This is a genomic window from Breoghania sp. JC706, from assembly GCF_037026715.1.
Lineage (GTDB): Bacteria > Pseudomonadota > Alphaproteobacteria > Rhizobiales > Stappiaceae > Breoghania.
The window spans coordinates 279,530-298,200 of sequence record NZ_JBANCG010000005.1 but is presented as its reverse complement, the minus strand read 5'-3'; the positions used below and the strand labels follow the sequence as shown (position 1 = coordinate 298,200).

At 65.0% G+C, this 18,671-nt stretch carries 15 protein-coding genes; 10 read left to right on the top strand and 5 right to left on the bottom strand.

Going from position 1 to position 18,671, the window contains the following annotated elements:
* Positions 1-52: 52 nt before the first annotated feature.
* From serS to V2L18_RS12275, 4 genes are all read left to right on the top strand, one after another.
* Positions 53-1,333: a serine--tRNA ligase gene (serS, locus tag V2L18_RS12290; protein WP_336178548.1), complete on the top strand. Its 1,281-nt coding sequence runs from the start codon at positions 53-55 to the stop codon at positions 1,331-1,333.
* A gap of 34 nt (positions 1,334-1,367) precedes the next feature.
* The gene (gene surE, locus V2L18_RS12285) at positions 1,368-2,126 is read left to right on the top strand and encodes a 5'/3'-nucleotidase SurE (RefSeq protein ID WP_336178547.1); all 759 of its coding nucleotides are present in this window, start codon (positions 1,368-1,370) and stop codon (positions 2,124-2,126) included.
* Between the two features lie 108 nt (positions 2,127-2,234).
* A complete protein-coding gene (locus V2L18_RS12280; protein WP_336178546.1) occupies positions 2,235-2,906 on the top strand; it encodes a protein-L-isoaspartate(D-aspartate) O-methyltransferase in 672 nt (223 codons plus the stop codon).
* Positions 2,907-3,199: 293 nt separating this feature from the next.
* Entirely contained in the window at positions 3,200-4,585 is a 1,386-nt protein-coding gene (locus tag V2L18_RS12275) for a peptidoglycan DD-metalloendopeptidase family protein (protein ID WP_336178545.1), read from the top strand.
* Positions 4,586-4,692: 107 nt separating this feature from the next.
* Here V2L18_RS12275 and V2L18_RS12270 read toward each other — a convergent pair whose 3' ends face one another.
* Positions 4,693-5,574, bottom strand: coding sequence for an ATP-binding protein (locus V2L18_RS12270; protein ID WP_336178544.1), 882 nt, complete (start codon positions 5,572-5,574; stop codon positions 4,693-4,695).
* Between the two features lie 327 nt (positions 5,575-5,901).
* Between V2L18_RS12270 and yajC the strand changes: the two genes are divergently transcribed.
* From yajC to V2L18_RS12245, 5 genes are all read left to right on the top strand, one after another.
* Positions 5,902-6,237 carry a preprotein translocase subunit YajC gene (gene yajC, locus V2L18_RS12265; RefSeq protein ID WP_336178543.1) on the top strand — a complete coding sequence of 112 codons (336 nt, stop codon included), beginning with the start codon at positions 5,902-5,904 and terminating at the stop codon, positions 6,235-6,237.
* A 57-nt stretch (positions 6,238-6,294) separates the two neighbouring features.
* Positions 6,295-7,911, top strand: coding sequence for a protein translocase subunit SecD (gene secD, locus V2L18_RS12260; protein WP_336178732.1), 1,617 nt, complete (start codon positions 6,295-6,297; stop codon positions 7,909-7,911).
* Positions 7,912-7,930: 19 nt separating this feature from the next.
* Positions 7,931-8,875, top strand: a complete 945-nt coding sequence (gene secF, locus V2L18_RS12255) for a protein translocase subunit SecF (protein ID WP_336178542.1) — start codon at positions 7,931-7,933, stop codon at positions 8,873-8,875.
* 7 nt (positions 8,876-8,882) lie between these two features.
* On the top strand, positions 8,883-9,305 hold the full coding sequence (locus V2L18_RS12250) for an Mth938-like domain-containing protein (RefSeq protein ID WP_336178731.1): 423 nt from the start codon (positions 8,883-8,885) through the stop codon (positions 9,303-9,305).
* 91 nt (positions 9,306-9,396) lie between these two features.
* On the top strand, positions 9,397-10,254 hold the full coding sequence (locus tag V2L18_RS12245; RefSeq protein WP_336178541.1) for a phytoene/squalene synthase family protein: 858 nt from the start codon (positions 9,397-9,399) through the stop codon (positions 10,252-10,254).
* 417 nt (positions 10,255-10,671) lie between these two features.
* Here V2L18_RS12245 and trmFO read toward each other — a convergent pair whose 3' ends face one another.
* Positions 10,672-12,075, bottom strand: a complete 1,404-nt coding sequence (gene trmFO / locus V2L18_RS12240) for a methylenetetrahydrofolate--tRNA-(uracil(54)-C(5))-methyltransferase (FADH(2)-oxidizing) TrmFO (protein WP_336178540.1) — start codon at positions 12,073-12,075, stop codon at positions 10,672-10,674.
* Positions 12,076-12,365: 290 nt separating this feature from the next.
* Between trmFO and V2L18_RS12235 the strand changes: the two genes are divergently transcribed.
* On the top strand, positions 12,366-13,007 hold the full coding sequence (locus tag V2L18_RS12235; RefSeq protein WP_336178539.1) for a hypothetical protein: 642 nt from the start codon (positions 12,366-12,368) through the stop codon (positions 13,005-13,007).
* 248 nt (positions 13,008-13,255) lie between these two features.
* Here the strand turns inward: V2L18_RS12235 and V2L18_RS12230 are convergent, their stop codons facing one another.
* From V2L18_RS12230 to uvrA, 3 genes are all read right to left on the bottom strand, one after another.
* Positions 13,256-13,405: a DUF1127 domain-containing protein gene (locus tag V2L18_RS12230; RefSeq protein ID WP_336178538.1), complete on the bottom strand. Its 150-nt coding sequence runs from the start codon at positions 13,403-13,405 to the stop codon at positions 13,256-13,258.
* Positions 13,406-14,526: 1,121 nt separating this feature from the next.
* Positions 14,527-14,676 (bottom strand): DUF1127 domain-containing protein, encoded by a 150-nt coding sequence (locus V2L18_RS12225; RefSeq protein WP_107990360.1) that lies wholly within the window; start codon positions 14,674-14,676, stop codon positions 14,527-14,529.
* 708 nt (positions 14,677-15,384) lie between these two features.
* A complete protein-coding gene (gene uvrA, locus V2L18_RS12220) occupies positions 15,385-18,321 on the bottom strand; it encodes an excinuclease ABC subunit UvrA (RefSeq protein WP_336178537.1) in 2,937 nt (978 codons plus the stop codon).
* Between the last annotated feature and the right edge of the window lie 350 nt (positions 18,322-18,671).

Here is an 18,671-nt window from a genome sequence, read left to right as displayed (position 1 = left end):
TCGACCGGACTTGCCGGCCTCCCTCAACCGGAACTGACCCCGGACAAGACCTATGCTCGATATCAAGTGGATCCGCGCCAATCCGGAAGCGCTCGACCGTGCGCTCCAGACCCGAGGCGCCGAGCCCGCCGCCGCTCGCCTGATCGGCCTCGACGACGCCCGCCGCACCCATGTCACCCGCCTGCAGGAAGCCCAGGAGCGCCGCAACGCCGCCTCCAAGGAAATTGGCAAGGCCAAGGCCTCGGGCGACGAGGAAAAGGCCAAGGCGCTCATCGACGAGATCGCCGAGCTCAAGAGCTTCGTGCAGTCGGGCGAGGACGAGGCGCGCCGTCTCGACGAGGCGCTTGAGAGCGCGCTCGCCGTCATCCCGAACGTGCCGCTCGAAGATGTGCCGGTGGGCGCGGACGAGAACGACAACGTCGTCCACCACGTCCACGGAGAAAAGCCGTCCTTCGATTTCGAGCCGAAGGAACACTTCGACATCGCCGGGCTTGCCGACGAGTTCGATTTGGAGCGCGCCGCAAAGCTGTCTGGCGCCCGCTTCGCCGTTCTTCGAGGCGAACTGGCCGCGCTGGAACGCGCGCTCGGCCAGTTCATGATCAACCTGCACACCCGTGAGAACGGCTACGAGGAAGTTTCGCCGCCGCTCTTGGTGCGCGACGATCCGCTCTACGGGACGGCGCAGCTGCCGAAGTTCGCGGAAGACTTGTTCAAGACCACGGACGGGCGCTGGCTGATCCCGACGGCCGAGGTGCCGCTCACCAATCTGGTGCGCGAGGAAATCCTCGACGAGGCCGCGCTGCCGATGCGCGTCACCGCACTCACCTACTGTTTCCGCTCCGAGGCAGGCGCGGCCGGGCGTGACGTGCGCGGTATCCTGCGCCAGCACCAGTTCCAGAAGTGCGAACTGGTTTCCATCACGAAGCCCGACGAATCGATCGCCGAGCACGAGCGCATGCTCGCCTGCGCCGAAGAGGTTCTGAAGCGCCTCGGCCTGCACTATCGCGTCGTCACGCTGTGCACCGGCGACATGGGCTTCGGAGCGCGCAAGACCTATGACATCGAGGTCTGGCTGCCGGGGCAGAACATGTACCGAGAAATCTCGTCCTGTTCGGTCTGCGGCGATTTCCAGGCCCGGCGGATGAATGCCCGCTACCGGCCCGCGGGCGAAAAGGGCGTGCAGTTCGTCCACACGCTCAACGGCTCCGGCCTCGCGGTTGGTCGCGCGCTGATCGCGGTCGTGGAGAACTATCAGAACGCCGACGGCTCGGTGACGATCCCAGAGGTGCTGCGTCCGCTGATGGGTGGTGTCGAGGTGATCGGAAAGAAGTAAGTCTTCGCAGGGCGAACGCTACGGGAAAGAGAAAATGCGCATACTGGTCACCAACGACGACGGCATCCACGCTCCGGGCCTGAAGGTGGCCGAAAGCATCGCGCGCACTCTCAGCGACGATGTCTGGGTCGTGGCGCCGGAGACCGACCAGAGCGGCGTCGCGCACTCTCTTTCCCTCAGCGATCCGCTGCGCCTGCGCGAACTTGGCGCCAAGCGCTACGCGGTGCGTGGCACGCCGACCGATTGCGTGATCATGGGCGTGAAGCACATCCTGCCGGGCGCGCCGGATCTGGTGATCTCCGGCGTCAACCGCGGCCAGAACCTGGCCGACGACGTGACCTATTCGGGCACCGTCGCCGGCGCCATGGAAGGCACGCTGTTGGGCATCCGCTCCGTCGCGCTGTCGCAGACCTACGGCATCGTGAACAAGGATCGGACGCCCTTCGAGACCGCGGAGCACCATGCGCCGGAGCTGCTGCGCCGCCTGCTGGAGCGGCCGCACCCGGTCGGCAAGTTCTACAACATCAATTTCCCCGACTGCGCGCCCGAGGATGTCGCCGGCATCGAAGTCACCGTGCAGGGCCGGCGCAATGCCGAGCAGCTCTATGTCGACGAGCGCGCCGACGGGCGCGGCATCCCTTACTTCTGGGTCGCCTTCCGTCGCATGCGCTCCGAGCCGGAGGCCGGCACGGATCTTCATGCGATCTATGAAGGCAAGATTTCCGTGACCCCGCTGGGGCTCGATCTCACCGATCACGCAAGCATGAGCGAACTCAGCGAATATCTTGCATAATGGCGTCATGACGCTGCGGCCCGGCGCGGTGATTCTGTCGGGCGCGGTCTTTCGTGTATATCGGATCGTGTGGCCTTGGCGGGCCGCCGGCGAAAACGGGCGCACTCCATGGGCGATGCCGACGACGATGCTCCGGTTCGCGGCGCAAACGAGCGCGAGGCCTGTCTCGGGCTGATCCTCGACCTGCGCTCGCGCGGCGTGCGCGACACCCGCCTGTTGAGCGCGATCGAGCGGGTGCCGCGCCGGCTGTTCCTGTCCGCCCGTCAGCACATGCTGGCCTATGTCGATACCCAGCTTCCCATCGAATGCGGGCAGACGACGCCCGCGCCCTCCGTCATGGCGCGGATGATCGAGGCGCTGGAGCTGAAGCCCGAGCACCGTGTTCTCCACGTCGGCACCGGTTCGGGCTATCAGGCGGCGATCCTCGGCCAGATGGTGGCGCAGGTCGTCACGCTGGAACGCTATCGCACGCTTGTCGAACTTGCCCGCCAGCGCCTCGTCACGCTGAAGCTCACGAATGTCGATATCCGTCACGCCGACGGTCTGGCGGGCCTGTCGGACGAGGATGAGCCGTTCGACCGGATCCTCCTGTCCGGCTCCGTCGCGACATTGCCGCGCCCGCTGATGGACAATCTCGCCGACGGTGGCCGGTTGGTTGCTCCGGTCGGGCCGGTCGGCGAGGAGCAGCGGCTCGTGCGCTTCTCGCGCGATGGCAAGCAGGCCGATCTCGGCTCGTTGCGCGTCGTGCCCCTTGCCGAAGGTCTCGCCACGCGTCTGTGAGCCCCTTCGCGCGCCGCTGCGCGATGCCCGAAGGGCAGGGGGCGAACATCATGAAACTCTTGCGAACAATAGATCGTGTCCGCGCAGTAGCGGCGTACCGCTTGACGGCGGGAGGCGCCAACGCTCGGCGGGTTCCACGCGGCGCGAGGGAATTCGACGCTATGCTTGAGCGTTTATCTTTGTGATGTGCCGAATTGGGGCGGGCTTAAGTCTTTATCAACGTTACCGGGCTTAACTCTTCACAACGCGATGTTTCGCGAGAGTTCGTGCCGAGTTCCTGATCGAGTTGAGCCATGTCCGCAAAACGATTGCCGTCGACCTCACGTTTGCTGACCCGGGTAGCCGCCGTGGCGCTCCTTTCCGGGCTCGCGGCCGGTTGCAGCGGGTCCGTGGAACGGTTCGGCGATCCGGTCTATACCGGCGGAACCGCGAATCAGCGCGCCATTCTCGGCGGCTCGCAGCGTCAGCCGTCCTATGACGAGATCGCCGGAAGCGGTCCGGTCAGCCCGCCCGCGCAGCGGCGCCAGCCGGTCGTGGCCTCCGCGCCACTTCCGCCCGTCGGCCAGACCCGTCAGGAAAAGCCGCTTTACACCGCCTCCATTCCCAGGAGCGAACCCGTCGCACAGCCGGCGCAGCCGCCCATGCCCGCGCCGATCGCCGCCAATGCGCAGACCCGTCAGAGCCGCACCTATGGTGGCTGGACGTCCGCCGGCGGCACGGTCGTGACGCTTGAGCCGGGCGAGACGGTGAACACGGCCGCGCGCCGCTACGGCGTTCCGCCGGAAGCCATCGTGGCGGTGAACGGGCTCAACGACCCGAACGAGGTTCGCGCCGGCTCGCAGATCGTCATTCCGACCTATGTCTACAACGGCCACAAGGTGATCCGTCCGGAGCGTCGGGTGGCCTCGGCCCAGCCGGTTCCGTCCCCGGTGCCTTCGCCGTATCCGGCGCCCGCCGCATCGCGGACGACACCCGTCCGCGTCGCTTCCAGCGATGATGTCGTACCGAATTCCAAGCCGCGGCGCGCAACGCATGTCGCCTCGGCGGCACCTGCCGTATCGGAGCCCCGCACGGCGCCCGTAGCGGTCGATGCGCGCCCGCTGCGCAAACCCGCCGTTGCCTCCGGCGCAAGCGCCGGGCCGCGTTTGGCGGTTGCGCGCAGCGAGCCAGAGCCGCAGCGCGAAACCGCGTCTCAGCCGGATACCGAAGTGAAGCGGGAAACGGCGCCGGACAAGCCGATCACAACGGCCTCCATCCAGCGCGACGAGAGCCCGGCGGATGTGGCCGATGACGGCACCAACCGCTTCCGCTGGCCGGTGCGCGGTCGCATCATCTCCAGCTTCGGCTCCAAGCCGGGCGGAACCCGCAACGACGGCATCAATCTCGCGGTGCCGGAAGGCACGGCGGTGCGGGCAGTGGAAAGCGGCACGGTCATCTATGCGGGCAACGAGCTGAAGGGCTACGGCAATCTCGTGCTCATCCGCCACGACGACGGCTGGGTCTCGGCTTACGCTCACAATTCCGAACTTGAGGTCCGCCGTGGCGATACGGTCCGGCGCGGCGAGGTGGTCGCCAAGGCCGGCTCGACCGGCACGGTGAACCAGCCTCAGCTGCACTTCGAGCTTCGGCGCGGCAACAAGCCTGTCGATCCGATGCAGTTCCTGCCGAAGGCCTCGTAAGGCGCATTCGGCTCCGGCGATGCTGAAAAGGCTCCCCTCGCGGCTGTGAGGGGAGCCTTTTCATATGCGGCGGTGGTTTCCTCGACTTCTGGTCAATGGCGCAGGCTTCAGTCGAGCGGCACGCCCTGGCGGCCGGCGAGATCCTGGATGTATTGCCAGGCGACGCGGCCGGAGCGGGCGCCGCGCGTCGTCGCCCATTCGACCGCCTCGGCACGCAGCGTGTCGGCATCGATGGTCAGGCCGTAATGGTCGACATAGCCCTGAACCATTTCCAGATAGTCGTCCTGGCTGCACTTGTGGAAGCCGATCCACAGGCCGAAGCGGTCAGAAAGCGAAACCTTCTCCTCCACCGCCTCGCCCGGATTGATCGCGGTGGAGCGCTCGTTTTCCATCATGTCGCGCGGCAGCAGGTGGCGGCGGTTGGATGTCGCGTAGAACAGCACGTTCGCCGGCCGTCCCTCAATGCCGCCCTCCAGCACCGCCTTGAGCGACTTGTAGGACGCGTCGTTGCCGTCGAAGGAGAGATCGTCGCAGAAGATGATGAAACGGTGATCCGCCGGCCGCAGCAGGCTCATCAGCGCCGGCAGGCTCTCTATGTCCTCGCGATGGATCTCGATGAGCTTGAGCGGCCGGCCGCCGGCCTTTGCAAGCTCGGCGTTCACATGGGCGTGGGAGGCCTTCACCAGCGAGGACTTGCCCATGCCGCGCGCGCCCCACAGAAGCACGTTGTTGGCCGGAAGGCCCCGGGCGAAGCGCTCTGTATTGGCGACCAGCGTGTCGCGCATGCGCCCGACCGCCTGCAGCAGGGTCATGGCGACGCGGTTGACGTGGGGCACCGATTCGAGCCGCCTCTCACCCGCCACCCAGATGAAGGCGTCGGCCGCATCGAAATCCGGCGGCGGCGTCTCGCCCGGTACGGCCCTGGCGATCAGCTCGATCAGCCGGTCGAGCTTGTCGCCGATGAGGGCGATGTCGGATTTGTCAGCCATGACCTGAACGCAAGCCTCCTGTCCCATGTCGCCGATTTCTCGGGCTGTCGCGCGGCTTTTCCTGCGTCGGATATGCGAGTGCGGCAGCTCTTGCGCTCTATCACGGCGCGGTGAGGGGCAAAAGGCCGGCAGGGCCGAAAGCGGTACGCGGCGGCCCCTTGAAACGAAGGCGTATCGGCATGCCGGCTTCGCTTGCAAAGATGCCACTGGCGTTTATAGTCCGCGCCACTTGCGTACCCCCGGCCGGCTGACCATCTGGATTGCCGCCACCAGCATGCGCCCGAGGCGCCGGCAGGGGCTTGGAAAGAAACACCTAAGGAGAGGCCCATGTTCGTGACCCCGGCCTATGCCCAGACCGGTGCGGCCGCCGGCGGCGGCGAGTTGCTGCTCAATATCCTGCCGTTCATTCTCATTTTCGCGATCATGTACTTCCTGATCATCCGGCCCCAGCGCCAGCGGATGAAGCAGCATCAGGAGATGGTCAACAGCCTGCGTCGCGGTGACACGATCGTGACCTCCGGCGGCATCGTCGGCAAGGTCGTCAAGGTTCTTGACGATGCCGAAGCCCAGATCGAGATCGCCGAAGGCGTCAAGGTCAAGGTGGTCCGCTCCATGATCCAGGACGTCCGTTCCAAGGGCGAGCCCGCCAAGGAAAACGGGTAATCTCTTGACACGCAAAACCGTCCGGTCCGCCGGACGGCACAGCACGGGCGCCGTATGATGCTTTATTTCGCACGCTGGAAAGTCGTTCTGATCCTGCTGGTGGTTCTCGCCGGCATCGTCTGCTCGATTCCCAACTTCTTCACACGCGAGCAGGTCGCCTCCTGGCCCTCATGGGTTCCCGGTCGCCAGCTCGTGCTCGGTCTCGATCTGCAGGGCGGCGCCTACCTGCTCTACGAAGTTGACAAGAGCTCCTACGAGCAGAAGCGTCTCCAGACGCTCGTCGGCGACATCCGCACCGCGTTGCGCCAGAGCGAGCCGCGCATCGGCTACACCGGTCTCGGCGTCAAGAAAGACAACAGCGTCGAATTCCGACTGCGCGATACCGGCCGTATCGAGGAGGCACGCAACCGCCTCAAGGATCTCGTCAATCCGCTGGATGCGAGCCTCTTTGCGGGCAGCCAGGTCAACGAGTTCGCCTTCGACATCTCCGATGACGGCCTCGTCCGGTTCACCTTCACCGAGGAGGGGCTTTCCCAGCGCATCCGCTCGGTGGTCAACCAGTCGATCGAGGTCATCCGCCGCCGCGTCGACCAGCTCGGCACCACCGAGCCGTCGATCCAGCGCCAGGGCGAAGACCGCATCCTGGTAGAGGCCCCCGGCCTCGACGATCCGGAACGCCTGAAGACGCTGATCGGCCAGACGGCCCAGATGACCTTCCATCTGGTCGACGTCAACGCCAACGTCCAGCAGGCGATCCAGACGCGTCCGCCGGCCGGTGACATGCTTGTCTATTCCACCGACGATCCCCCGGTGCCCTACCTGGTGGAGGAAACGCCGCTTCTGACCGGCGAGGATCTGGACGATTCCCAGGCCACCTTCGATCAGCGCTCCAACGAGCCGGTGGTCACCTTCCGCTTCAACACCGCCGGCGCGCGCAAGTTCGCCCGGGTGACCCAGCAGAATGTCGGCCGCCCCTTCGCCATCGTTCTCGACAACGAGGTGATCTCGGCTCCGGTCATCCGCGAGCCCATTCTGGGCGGCTCGGGCCAGATCTCGGGCAACTTTACGGTGCAGAGCGCGAACGATCTCGCGATCCTGCTGCGGGCCGGCGCTCTGCCGGCGCAGCTCACCATCGTGGAAGAGCGTACCGTCGGTCCCGGCCTCGGCGCCGACAGCATCGAGGCCGGCAAGGTCGCCTCGCTCGTCGGCATCGCCGCGGTCGCCATCTTCATGATCCTCGCCTACGGCCTCTTCGGCATTCTCGCCGACGTGGCGCTGCTGGTGAACATGATCCTGATCTTCGGCGCGCTGTCGTTCCTCGGCGCCACGCTCACGCTTCCCGGCATCGCCGGCATCGTGCTCACCGTCGGCATGGCGGTGGATGCGAACGTGCTGATCTATGAGCGCATCCGCGAGGAAGTGAGGAACGGCAGGTCGGTCGTCTCGGCGCTCGATGCGGGCTTCTCAAGGGCGCTCGGCACCATTCTGGATGCCAACATCACCACGCTGATCGCCGCCGTGATCCTGTTCTATCTCGGCTCCGGCCCGATCCGCGGCTTCGCCGTGACGCTTGCCATCGGTATCGTCACCACCGTGTTCTCGGCCTTCACCTTCACCCGGTTCCTGGTCTCGATGTGGCTGCGCGGACGCCGCCCTTCGAAACTGCCGATCTGAGAGCCGGAAGGGAAAAGACATGCGCTTACTGAGGATTGTCCCGGAGAACACGCACTTCGGGTTCATGAAGAACCGGTTCATCAGCTTCACGCTGTCCGGCACGCTCTCCGTTCTGTCCATCATCCTCTTTCTGGTGATGGGCCTGAACTACGGCATCGACTTCAAGGGCGGTACCGTCATCGAGATCGCCACCAAGAACGGTCCGGCGAATATCGGCGACATCCGCTCCGAGCTGAGCGAGCTCCGGCTCGGCGACGTGCAGGTGCAGGAGTTCGGCGCGCCCAACGACGTGCTGATCCGCATCGAACGTCAGCAGGGCGGCGAGGAGGCCCAGCAGAAGGCGATCGGGCTGATCCGCGACACCTTCGGCGACACGGTCGACTTCCGCCGCGTTGAGGTCGTCGGCCCGCGCGTTTCCGGCGAACTGGCGCAGGCCGGCACGCTGGCGGTGCTGGTCTCGCTGTTCGCGGTTCTGGTCTACATCTGGTTCCGGTTCGAATGGCAGTTCGCGCTTGGCGCCGTCATCGCGACGGTGCACGACGTGATCCTGACCATCGGCATGTTCGCCGTTTTGCGCCTCGACTTCACGCTGTCGAGTATTGCCGCGATCCTGACCATCGTCGGCTATTCGCTCAACGACACGGTCGTCGTCTACGACCGCATCCGCGAGGACATGCGCAAATACAAGAAGATGCCGCTTCTGGAGCTCCTCGACCGGGCCATCAACCAGACCCTGTCGCGCACCACGATGACCTCCTTCACCACGCTGCTGGCGCTGGTGTCGCTCTACACATTCGGCGGCGAGGTCATCCGCTCCTTCACCTTTGCGATGATCTGGGGCGTCGTGGTCGGCACCTACTCGTCGATCTTCGTGGCGGCCCCGGTCCTCAATTTCCTCAACCTGCGCCGCGGGTCCGACGCGTCGGACGGCAAGGCGGAAAAGGGGCAGGCGGAAACCGCCTGACCGCATGATGTCGCAACGTCCCAGAGGCTTCTGGCCGGGGCAGGGATCGGGCCTCGTCATCCGCGAGGCCCATTTCCCCGGCCGGGCCCCGATCGACGCCTATGGGGACGGCGGCTTCCGGTTCGCGGAAATGTCGCACCGAGGCTCGCTCATGGTTTTGCCGAGCGGTATCCACGGCTGGGACGTCGTTTCGCCCGAACAGTTCGGGCCCGAGGTCTTCGCCCCCGTCTTCGAGCAGGCGAAGGACATCGAGATCCTGCTGATCGGCTGCGGCCCGGAGCTGGTTCGCCTCGACGAGGCCCTGCGTCAGCGTTTCCGGGATGCCGGCATCATGGCCGATGTCATGTCTACCGGGGCGGCGGTGCGCACGCTCAACGTGCTTCTTGCCGAAAACAGGGCGGTCGCCGCCGCCCTGATTGCCGTGGAATAGCCATGGCGAGCGGCGCCGGGCTCCCGGCAGTTCTCGACGTGCGGCACTTGAACGGTGGAACGATCGCCGTGCGCGCCTATCTTTGTCAGCAATGACCGATACCACCGCCTATTGCCAGCAACTGGTCCGCGATCTCGACATGGACCGCTACCTCGCCACGCTGTTCGCGCCCGCGGACAAGCGTCCGGCCGTTTTCGCGCTTTATGCCTTCAATGCCGAGGTCGCCAGCATCCGCGACAAGGTTTCCGACGCGCTTCCCGGCGAGGTGCGTCTGCAATGGTGGCGGGACGTGCTTGGCGGGGAGGGCCATGGCGACGTGATCGCCCATCCGGTCGCAGCGGAGCTTTTGCGAGCGATCGAGACCTACAGCCTGCCGCGCGAGCCGTTCTTCAACCTGCTGGAAGCCCGGGTCTTCGATCTCTATGAGGACCCGATGCCCACGCTCGCCGATCTGGAAGGCTATGCGGGGGAAACGGCGTCGGTGCCGATCCAGCTCGCCTCGATGATCCTGACAGGAGATCCGGCCCGCAGCGTCTGCGACGCCTCGGGCCACGGCGGCGTCGCCTATGCGATGACGGGCCTTTTGCGGGCGCTGCCGTGGCATGCGCGGCGGCGGCAGATGTATCTGCCGGGCGATCTGCTCGACAGCTTCGGCGTCGACAGCGAGGCGATCTTCTCCGGCGAGACGACGCCGGAACTGAAGGCCTGCCTGGCGGACATGCGCGCCATCGTGCGCGGGCATCTGTCCGAAACACGCTTGCACATCAACGGCCTCGGCAAGGGTTGCGGCCCGGCGCTGCTGCCCGTGGCGCTGGTGGAAAGCTATCTGGAGCGCATGGAGCGGCCCGATTACGATCCGCTGAACGACGTGATCGAGATCCCGCAATGGCGCCGCCAGTGGATCCTGTGGCGTGCCAGCCGCCAGGCGACGAAGTCGCAGGCGTGCTGAGGAGAACAGCAGCGCGGATGGCATGGGGCCTGTGGCCCATCCTTCAAGACGGCGCTCGAGCGCCTCCTCAGAACCTGGCCCGAAACGGTATTATAATATGTAAGTACTGCAATATAGGGGTTTATCTCTGTCGAGAACCACAGGCACGATTGTCATCCCCGCGAAGGCGGGGATCCAGTAACCACAAAATTTTCTTATTGAATTGAACAGCTACCCTCGCGGAGTGCTGGATCCCCGCCTGCGCGGGGATGACACTCAGGAGCAAGCCGCGCGCATTTCAGGCCAGACTCTCAGGATGACGTTGTGTTTGTTGATGGTCTTATATTGCAGTAGAAACACACAACGTCATCCTGAGGAGGCGTACGAGCACCGTCTCGAAGGATGCGCCACGGCTCCTCGCTTTCGCGACGTGCCGCGCTACTCCGCGGCCGCCAATTCCGTACCGGCGAGCCATGCATCGAAATCGGCCATGGCGCGGGCGGTGAGCGCGCGCTTCTTGGCCTTCGCCTTGTCCGGACCCTTCATGCGCTTGCCGTCTTCCGACTTCTTGGAAAATTCCACCGGCGGAAACAGCCCGAAATTGACATTCATTGGCTGGAACGACCGCTTGCCCGGTTCCTCGTCCTCCAGATGGCCGACGGTGATGTGGTTGAGCAGCGCGCCCATGGCGGTGGTGACCGGAGGCGGCGCGATCTCGCGGCCGAGCTTTTCGGCAGCGGCGAAGCGGCCGGCCATGCAGCCGACCGACGCCGATTCCACATAGCCCTCGCAGCCCGTTATCTGACCGGCGAAGCGTAGCCGCGGCTGGGCCTTCAGGCGCAGGAAGCCGTCCAGAAGCTTCGGCGAATTGAGGAAGGTGTTGCGGTGCAGGCCGCCGAGCCGGGCGAACTGGGCGTTCTCAAGGCCCGGGATCATGCGGAAGATCTCGGTCTGCACGCCGTATTTCAGCTTCGTCTGAAAACCGACCATGTTGTAGAGCGTGCCCAGCGCATTGTCCTGGCGAAGCTGAACGACCGCATAGGCCTTCTCTGTCGGCTTGTGGGCGTTGGTCAGTCCCATCGGCTTCATCGGGCCGTGGCGAAGAGTTTCGCGGCCGCGCTCCGCCATCACCTCGATCGGCAGGCAGCCGTCGAAATACGGCGTTGTCTCCCATTCCTTGAATTCGGTCTTCTCGCCGGCGATCAGCGCATCGACGAACGCCTCGTACTGCTCGCGGTTCATCGGGCAGTTGATGTAGTCCGCGCCCGTGCCGCCGGGGCCGACCTTGTCGTAGCGCGACTGGAACCAGGCGATGCTCATGTCGATGCTGTCGAAATGAACGATCGGCGCAATTGCGTCGAAGAAGGCGAGCGCGTCCTCGTCGGTGATGGAGAGGATCGCCTGGCTGAGCGCCGGGGAGGTCAGCGGACCGGTCGCGATGACGACGCGGTCCCAGTCTTCCGGCGGCAGACCGTCGATCTCCTCGCGTGCGATTGTGACGAGCGGGTGCTCTTCCAGCGCCTTCGTCACGGCGGCGGAAAAGCCGTGCCGGTCGACGGCAAGCGCGCCGCCGGCGGGCACCTGGTTGGCGTCGCCGCACGCCATGATCAGCGAGCCGGCGCGCCTCAGTTCGGCATGCAGCAGACCCACCGCGTTCAGTTCCGCGTCATCGGAGCGGAACGAGTTGGAGCAGACGAGTTCCGCCAGCCCCTCGCTCACGTGCGCCTCGGTGCCGCGATGCGGTCGCATTTCGTGCAGGACGACGGGAACTCCGGCCTGGGCGATCTGCCAGGAGGCTTCGGAACCGGCAAGGCCGCCGCCGATGACGTGGATCGGGTTCATGTGATGTCGTTCCGTTCTGCTGTGTTCATGGTCATTGGGCCGTCGCGGCAAAACGCGCTGCGCCTGCATGCGGCGGGGCATGAGCGGCAGGTCCGTTCCTGATCTGCCGGCTTCGCGCGCGTTTGCGGGCGCCCTGTCGGAAGCAGGAAGCGCCCCGCGGGCCCTCACATTTGTCTTGGCCGTGCTGATAGCCCGTCGGCTTGGCACGTGCAACGTTTGTGCGTAAGTCTGACGCACCGATGGCGCGGCGCGCCAGCAGAGATTCGGCGCGAAGCCGGAATGGAGACCCGATGAAGCAGCAAAGACCGCGCGTTCACGGTGCGCTCCTCCTCCTCGCCCTGGGTGGAGTGGCCGCGGGGCTGGCGGGTTGTGCCGGGCAGGCGGCGAACAGCCCGGCGAGCTGGTACGCTCAGCACAAATCCGTCGCGCCGCGCGGGGACAAGGTTGTCATCTGTCACGGATTCGGCTGCGCCTTGCGCACGCCCGTCGCCTTTTCGGCCGAAGATCTCAAGGCGCTGAAGGCGATTCTCGCCAGGGGTGCCAAATCGCCGCGGGCGGAACGCAAGGCCATCGCGCGCGCCGTGCAATGGCAGGAGCGCCGCGTCGCCCCTACTGTCGGCTCCGCCAACGACAAGGGCGGCTTTACCTTCGATTCCGGCGTTCCCGGGCAGATGGATTGCATCGACGAGGCGACGAATACGACGAGCCTTCTGCTGATCGCCGAGCGTCACGGCTATCTCCGGCACCACCGGGTCAGAACGCCGGTCGCGCGCGGCTTTTTCCTCGACGGCCGCTATCCGCACGCAACCGCCGTCGTGGCGGAGAAGAAGGGCGGACGCACGTTCGCCATCGATTCCTGGACCCATGACAACGGCGAACTGCCCGACGTGATGCCGCTGGAGCGCTGGTTCGCTCAATATTCGCACGATTAGGAGAGGTCGCCGCCGCCTGACCGGACCGGTCCGATGCCAGCTTTCAGGAGCTTGGGCAGCAACCGGTGCGCTTGCGATTCCGGCCTTGAACGCCGTCAGTCGCGCGCGTGGCGCATCCGAACGCACAAAGAAAAACGCCTGCCGGGGGAGGAGACCGGCAGGCGTTTTACTTGAGCGGGGAGAGAGGGAACAGAAGCCCCGCTCCGTGCCTTGAAATTGGGAGGAAATCCCAAGGCAAAATCAGCAACTTAGTGGACCGAACGACGGGCGACGTACTCGATGTCGCCGCGGCCGATGCCCAGATCGTGCAGCTCGTGGTCCGACAGGCGGGACAGCTCGGAAACAGTCCGGTGATAGTTTTTCCAGGAGCGATACTTGCGGGCGAAAGTGTTGAACATTGTGGTCTCCATCGGGGCTCTAGACCGGGGCTGCCTGCTTTCGCATCTGGTTGGCTAGGCACCGCGGTAAACTCTATGACCACTATCTAGGCGATTGCGCGCTATGCAGGCAGTCAGGTGACTGCATAGCAGCCTTGCAAGAGATGAAGACCGGAATTAACGAGCGGTTACTGTGCAGCATGCAAAAAAAATGTGCACGCAACAAAAGCCGCTTACTTTTGGTCATTTTGGGAAAGAAGACACAAAAAAACGCTCGCCGGTGGGAGGAGGTACCGGCGAGCGTTTCTTTACCGTGGGGCCTGGGAGGAGGGTGGCCCCTTCGGAACGTCCTTGAAGCCTGGGAGGAGGTAGCCTCAGGGACGCAAACTTTTCTTCTCTATGCCAGACGTTCCGCGCGAGGTCCATGCGACCTTCTTTCGCGCCCCGGTCATTCGTACGCCGGCGCCTGACGAAAACGCCCGCCGGTGGGAGGAGGTACCGGCGGGCGCTTTATATCCGCGGGGCCTGGGAGGAGGTAGCCCCATCGGAACGTCCCTGAAGCCTGGGAGGAGGTAGCTTCAGGTACGCAAACTCTGAAACCCGATCCGAAGTTCCCGCATTGGCGGCCGTTTCGGTGCCGGGAAAAGCGCTCGCCGGTGGGAGGAGGTACCGGCGAGCGCCTTTTTTCCTTGGGGCCTGGGAGGAGGATGGCCCCTTCGGAACGTCCCTGAAGCCTGGGAGGAGGTAGCTTCAGGCACGCAAACTCTGAAACCCGATCCGAAGTTCCCGCATTGGCGGCCGTTTCGGTGCCGGGAAAAGCGCTCGCCGGTGGGAGGAGGTACCGGCGAGCGCCTTTTTTCCTTGGGGCCTGGGAGGAGGGTGGCCCCTTCGGAACGTCCTTGAAGCCTGGGAGGAGGTAGCTTCAGGGACGCAAACTCTGTTTCCTCCTGGCCGATGTCGCCGCGGATCACCGATCCGGAAGGGCGCCTTTCGGCTTGTCGGGAAAAACGCCCGCCGGTGGGAGGAGGTACCGGCGGGCGCTTTTTCTCCGTGGGGCCTGGGAGGAGGTAGCCCCTTCGGAACGTTCCTGAAGCCTGGGAGGAGGTAGCCTCAGGGACGCAAAACCCTATGGCGCGAACTTCTTAGCGGGAGGCGCGACGAGCGATGAACTCGATGTCCGTGCGGCCGATCCCGAGATCGTGAAGTTCGCGATTGGACAGCTTCGACAGTTCGTCGTAGGTGTCCCGATATTTCCGCCAGCTGCGGAAGCGGTGCGTAATCGTGTCGAGCATCATGCACCTCCTGGTCCAGCTCGCTCCGGCTGCCCGTTTGTTGCGGTGCAGCGCGTCGTTGATGATCTCTACCTAAGCCAATCACGTTTGAGCCGCGAGGGGGGTGCCCGCATAGCAGCTCTGCATTTTGTGCAAAGCAGCAAAATGACGTAACGTCTTTCGCAAGGTCTTGGGTCCCTGCGCGGATTCGCGCACCCCCAGGCTATGCTGCGCCGGCCTTCGCGAGGCCGGAAATGCCCGGTGGCGTCTGGTGCTTCGAGAGATGGTGCGGTGCAAAAAAGTTATCTGCCTGAATCGCGGTCGGGGAGCCTGGGCGGGGCGCATCGCGGGGCCGGCAGCGGCCCGGCCCCGCGTGTAACGTTGACGAAAACGCATGGCTGGCAGAGATCTCGTGGGCAAGGTCAGTAAGCGGGGCGCGACGAATGACGGCGAGGGGCATGGGGTGATTGAATGGGGCTGCACTGCAAGCGCCCATGAAGGATGCCCGTGAATGATGCCGGTGAATGATGCCGGTGAATGATGCTGGGCGCTTGCGCGGACTTGACCGGCGGGTGTCCCGTTCGCCTGCGGCGTCGTCGCATTGTTGCGCCCGGCCTCACGGCCGGGCGGTACACGGGACGTGCCAGCGTACCCCGGCGATGCGAGAGCCGCCGGGACTTTCATAAGGCGCACGGCCGGCGACAGGCCGCCGACAGCGTTCCTCTGGCGCTACTCCGCCGCCTCGCGCTTCTTCTTCGGCCGGCGTTCGAGCAATTCCTTGAGGAAACGCCCGGTGTAGCTCGCCTCGACCTTCACCAGATCCTCCGGCCGCCCCTCGGCAACGATCGTGCCGCCCCCGTCGCCGCCTTCCGGTCCAAGGTCGATCAGCCAGTCCGCGGTCTTGATGACCTCCAGATTGTGCTCGATCACCACCACGGTGTTGCCCTGGTCGACCAGCGAGTGCAGCACTTCCAGAAGCTTGGCCACGTCGTGGAAATGCAGGCCCGTGGTCGGCTCGTCGAGGATATAGAGCGTGCGGCCGGTAGCGCGCTTGGAAAGCTCCTTGGCAAGCTTCACGCGCTGCGCCTCGCCGCCCGACAGCGTCGTCGCCTGCTGACCGATCTTGATGTAGTCGAGCCCGACCTCCGAGAGCGTCGTCAGCTTGTCGCGGATCGAGGGCACGGCGGAGAAGAACTCCGCGCCTTCCTCCACCGTCATGTCCAGCACGTCGGCGATCGACTTGCCCTTGAACTGCACTTCCAGCGTCTCGCGATTGTAGCGCTTGCCCTTGCACACGTCGCAGGTGACGAAGACGTCCGGCAGAAAGTGCATCTCGATCTTGATCACGCCGTCGCCCTGGCAGGCCTCGCAGCGCCCGCCCTTGACGTTGAACGAGAAGCGTCCCGGCGCATAGCCGCGCGCCTTCGCCTCCGGCAGCCCCGCGAACCAGTCGCGGATCGGCGTAAAGGCGCCGGTGTAGGTCGCCGGATTGGAGCGCGGCGTGCGGCCGATCGGCGACTGGTCGATGTCGATGACCTTGTCGAGAAATTCCAGCCCTTCCAGCCGCTCGTGCGGGGCGGGGTGCTCGCGCGCGCCGTTCAGGCGGCGGGCCACCGCCTTGTAGATGGTGTCGAGAAGCAGCGTCGACTTGCCGCCGCCGGAAACGCCGGTGACGCAGGTAAACGTGCCGAGCGGGATTGCGGCGGAGACATTCTTGAGGTTGTTGCCGGTGGCGCCGACGACCTTGAGCTGCCGCTTTTTGGAGATCTTGCGCCGTTCGCTCGGCAGCGGCACTTCCAGTTCGCCGGTCAGATAGCGTCCGGTCAGCGAATTCGGGTTCGCCATGATGTCGCCGGGCGTGCCGGCCGCGATGATCTGTCCGCCATGGACGCCCGCGCCGGGCCCCACGTCGATAACGTGGTCTGCGGTCAGGATCGCGTCCTCGTCGTGTTCCACCACGATTACCGTGTTGCCGAGGTCGCGCAGCCGCTTCAGCGTTTCCAGAAGACGCTCGTTGTCGCGCTGGTGCAGGCCGATGGAGGGCTCGTCCAGCACGTAGAGCACGCCGGTGAGCCCCGATCCGATCTGCGAGGCGAGGCGGATGCGCTGGCTCTCGCCGCCCGAAAGCGTGCCGGAATTGCGCGAAAGCGTCAGGTATTCCAGCCCCACGTCGTTTAGGAAGGTCAGCCGCTCGCGAATCTCCTTGAGGATGCGCGGGGCGATCTCGCTCTGCTTGGCGTTGAGCTTGGCCGGCAGGGCCTCGAACCACTCCGCCGCCTTTCGGATGGACAGCGCCGTCACCTCGCCGATATGGCATCCGCCGATCTTGACCGCCAGCGCCTCCGGCTTCAGCCGGTAACCATTACAGGCCTCGCAAGGGTGGTCCGACTGGTAGCGCGACAGTTCCTCGCGCACCCAGTTGGATTCGGTCTCCCGCCAGCGCCGCTCGATATTGCGCACCACGCCCTCGAACGGTTTCTGGCGCTCGTAGCGTCGCGCGCCGTCGTCATAGACGAAGGTGATCGCCTCTTCGCCCGACCCGTAGAGGATCACGTCGCGCACCTTTTGCGGCAGATCATCCCACGGATCGTTCATCGACACCTTGTAGTGTCGGCAGATGGCTTCGAGCGTCTGGGCGTAATAGGGCGAGGAGGAGCCCGTCTTGGCCCAGGGCGCCACCGCGCCGCCGCGCAGCGTCAGCGATCCGTCCGGCACCACCAGCGCGCCCTCGAAGGAGAGCGTGGTGCCGAGGCCGTCGCAGGAGGGACAGGCGCCGAAGGGGTTGTTGAAGGAGAAGAGCCGCGGTTCGATCTCCGGAATTGTGAAGCCGGAGACGGGGCAGGCGAACTTTTCCGAAAAGACCATGCGCTCGTGCGTCTCGTTGCGGTTCTGCAGCACTGCGCCCGCCTCCGCCGGCTCCTTCGGCCGGTCGGCGAATTCCGCGATCGCGATGCCGTCGGCAAGCTGCAGCGCGGTCTCCAGACTGTCGGCCAGCCGGTTGGCGATGTCCGCGCGCACGACGATGCGGTCCACCACCACGTCGATGTCGTGCTTGAGCTTCTTGTCGAGCGCCGGCGCCTCGGCGATCTCGTGGAATTCGCCGTCGATCTTGACCCGCTGGAAGCCCTTCTTCATCAGCTCCGCAAGTTCCTTGCGGTACTCGCCCTTGCGTCCGCGCACGATCGGGGCGAGCAGGTAGAGCCGGGTTCCTTCCTCCAGCTCCAGCACCCGGTCCACCATCTGGCTGACTGTCTGGCTCTCGATCGGCAGTCCTGTCGCCGGCGAATAAGGCACGCCCACGCGCGCGAACAGAAGGCGCATGTAGTCGTAGATCTCGGTGACGGTGCCAACCGTTGAGCGCGGGTTGCGCGAGGTCGTCTTCTGCTCGATGGAAATGGCCGGCGACAGCCCGTCGATCTGGTCCACGTCCGGCTTCTGCATCATCTCCAGGAACTGGCGCGCATAGGCCGAAAGGCTCTCCACGTAGCGCCGCTGGCCCTCCGCATAGATCGTGTCGAAGGCGAGCGACGATTTGCCGGAGCCGGAAAGCCCGGTCATCACCACCAGTTCGTCGCGCGGTATGTCGACATCGACATTCTTCAGATTGTGTTCGCGCGCGCCGCGAATGGAGATGGACCGGGTGGCCTCGGATTTGTGATCCGGCATGAAGGCGTCCTTCCGCGCCGCAGGCGATCCCGCCGCGCAAGTCTGTGTCTCGGGAGCACTCCGCATTTGGGCGCGAGCGGCGCAAGTGCGGAGGAATTGTTCGTTTTCAAGGCGTTGGAGCATCATTCGTTCGTTCGATCGAACGCTGCTTCAGATGGTCGGCGCGCCCGGCTTTCGTCCCGCCGGCGGCCGTATTTGAAACGAGCGAAGCAATGCCCGCTCCGCTCCGTCGCATCAAGTGGGAGGTTTTACGGCATTTTCAACGCCGCCTGCCGCCCATTCTAGTCATGGACAAAAAGAGAACAAGCCGAAAATGCAGTTCTCTGCGCGCGCAGGGAGCTGATTGTTTT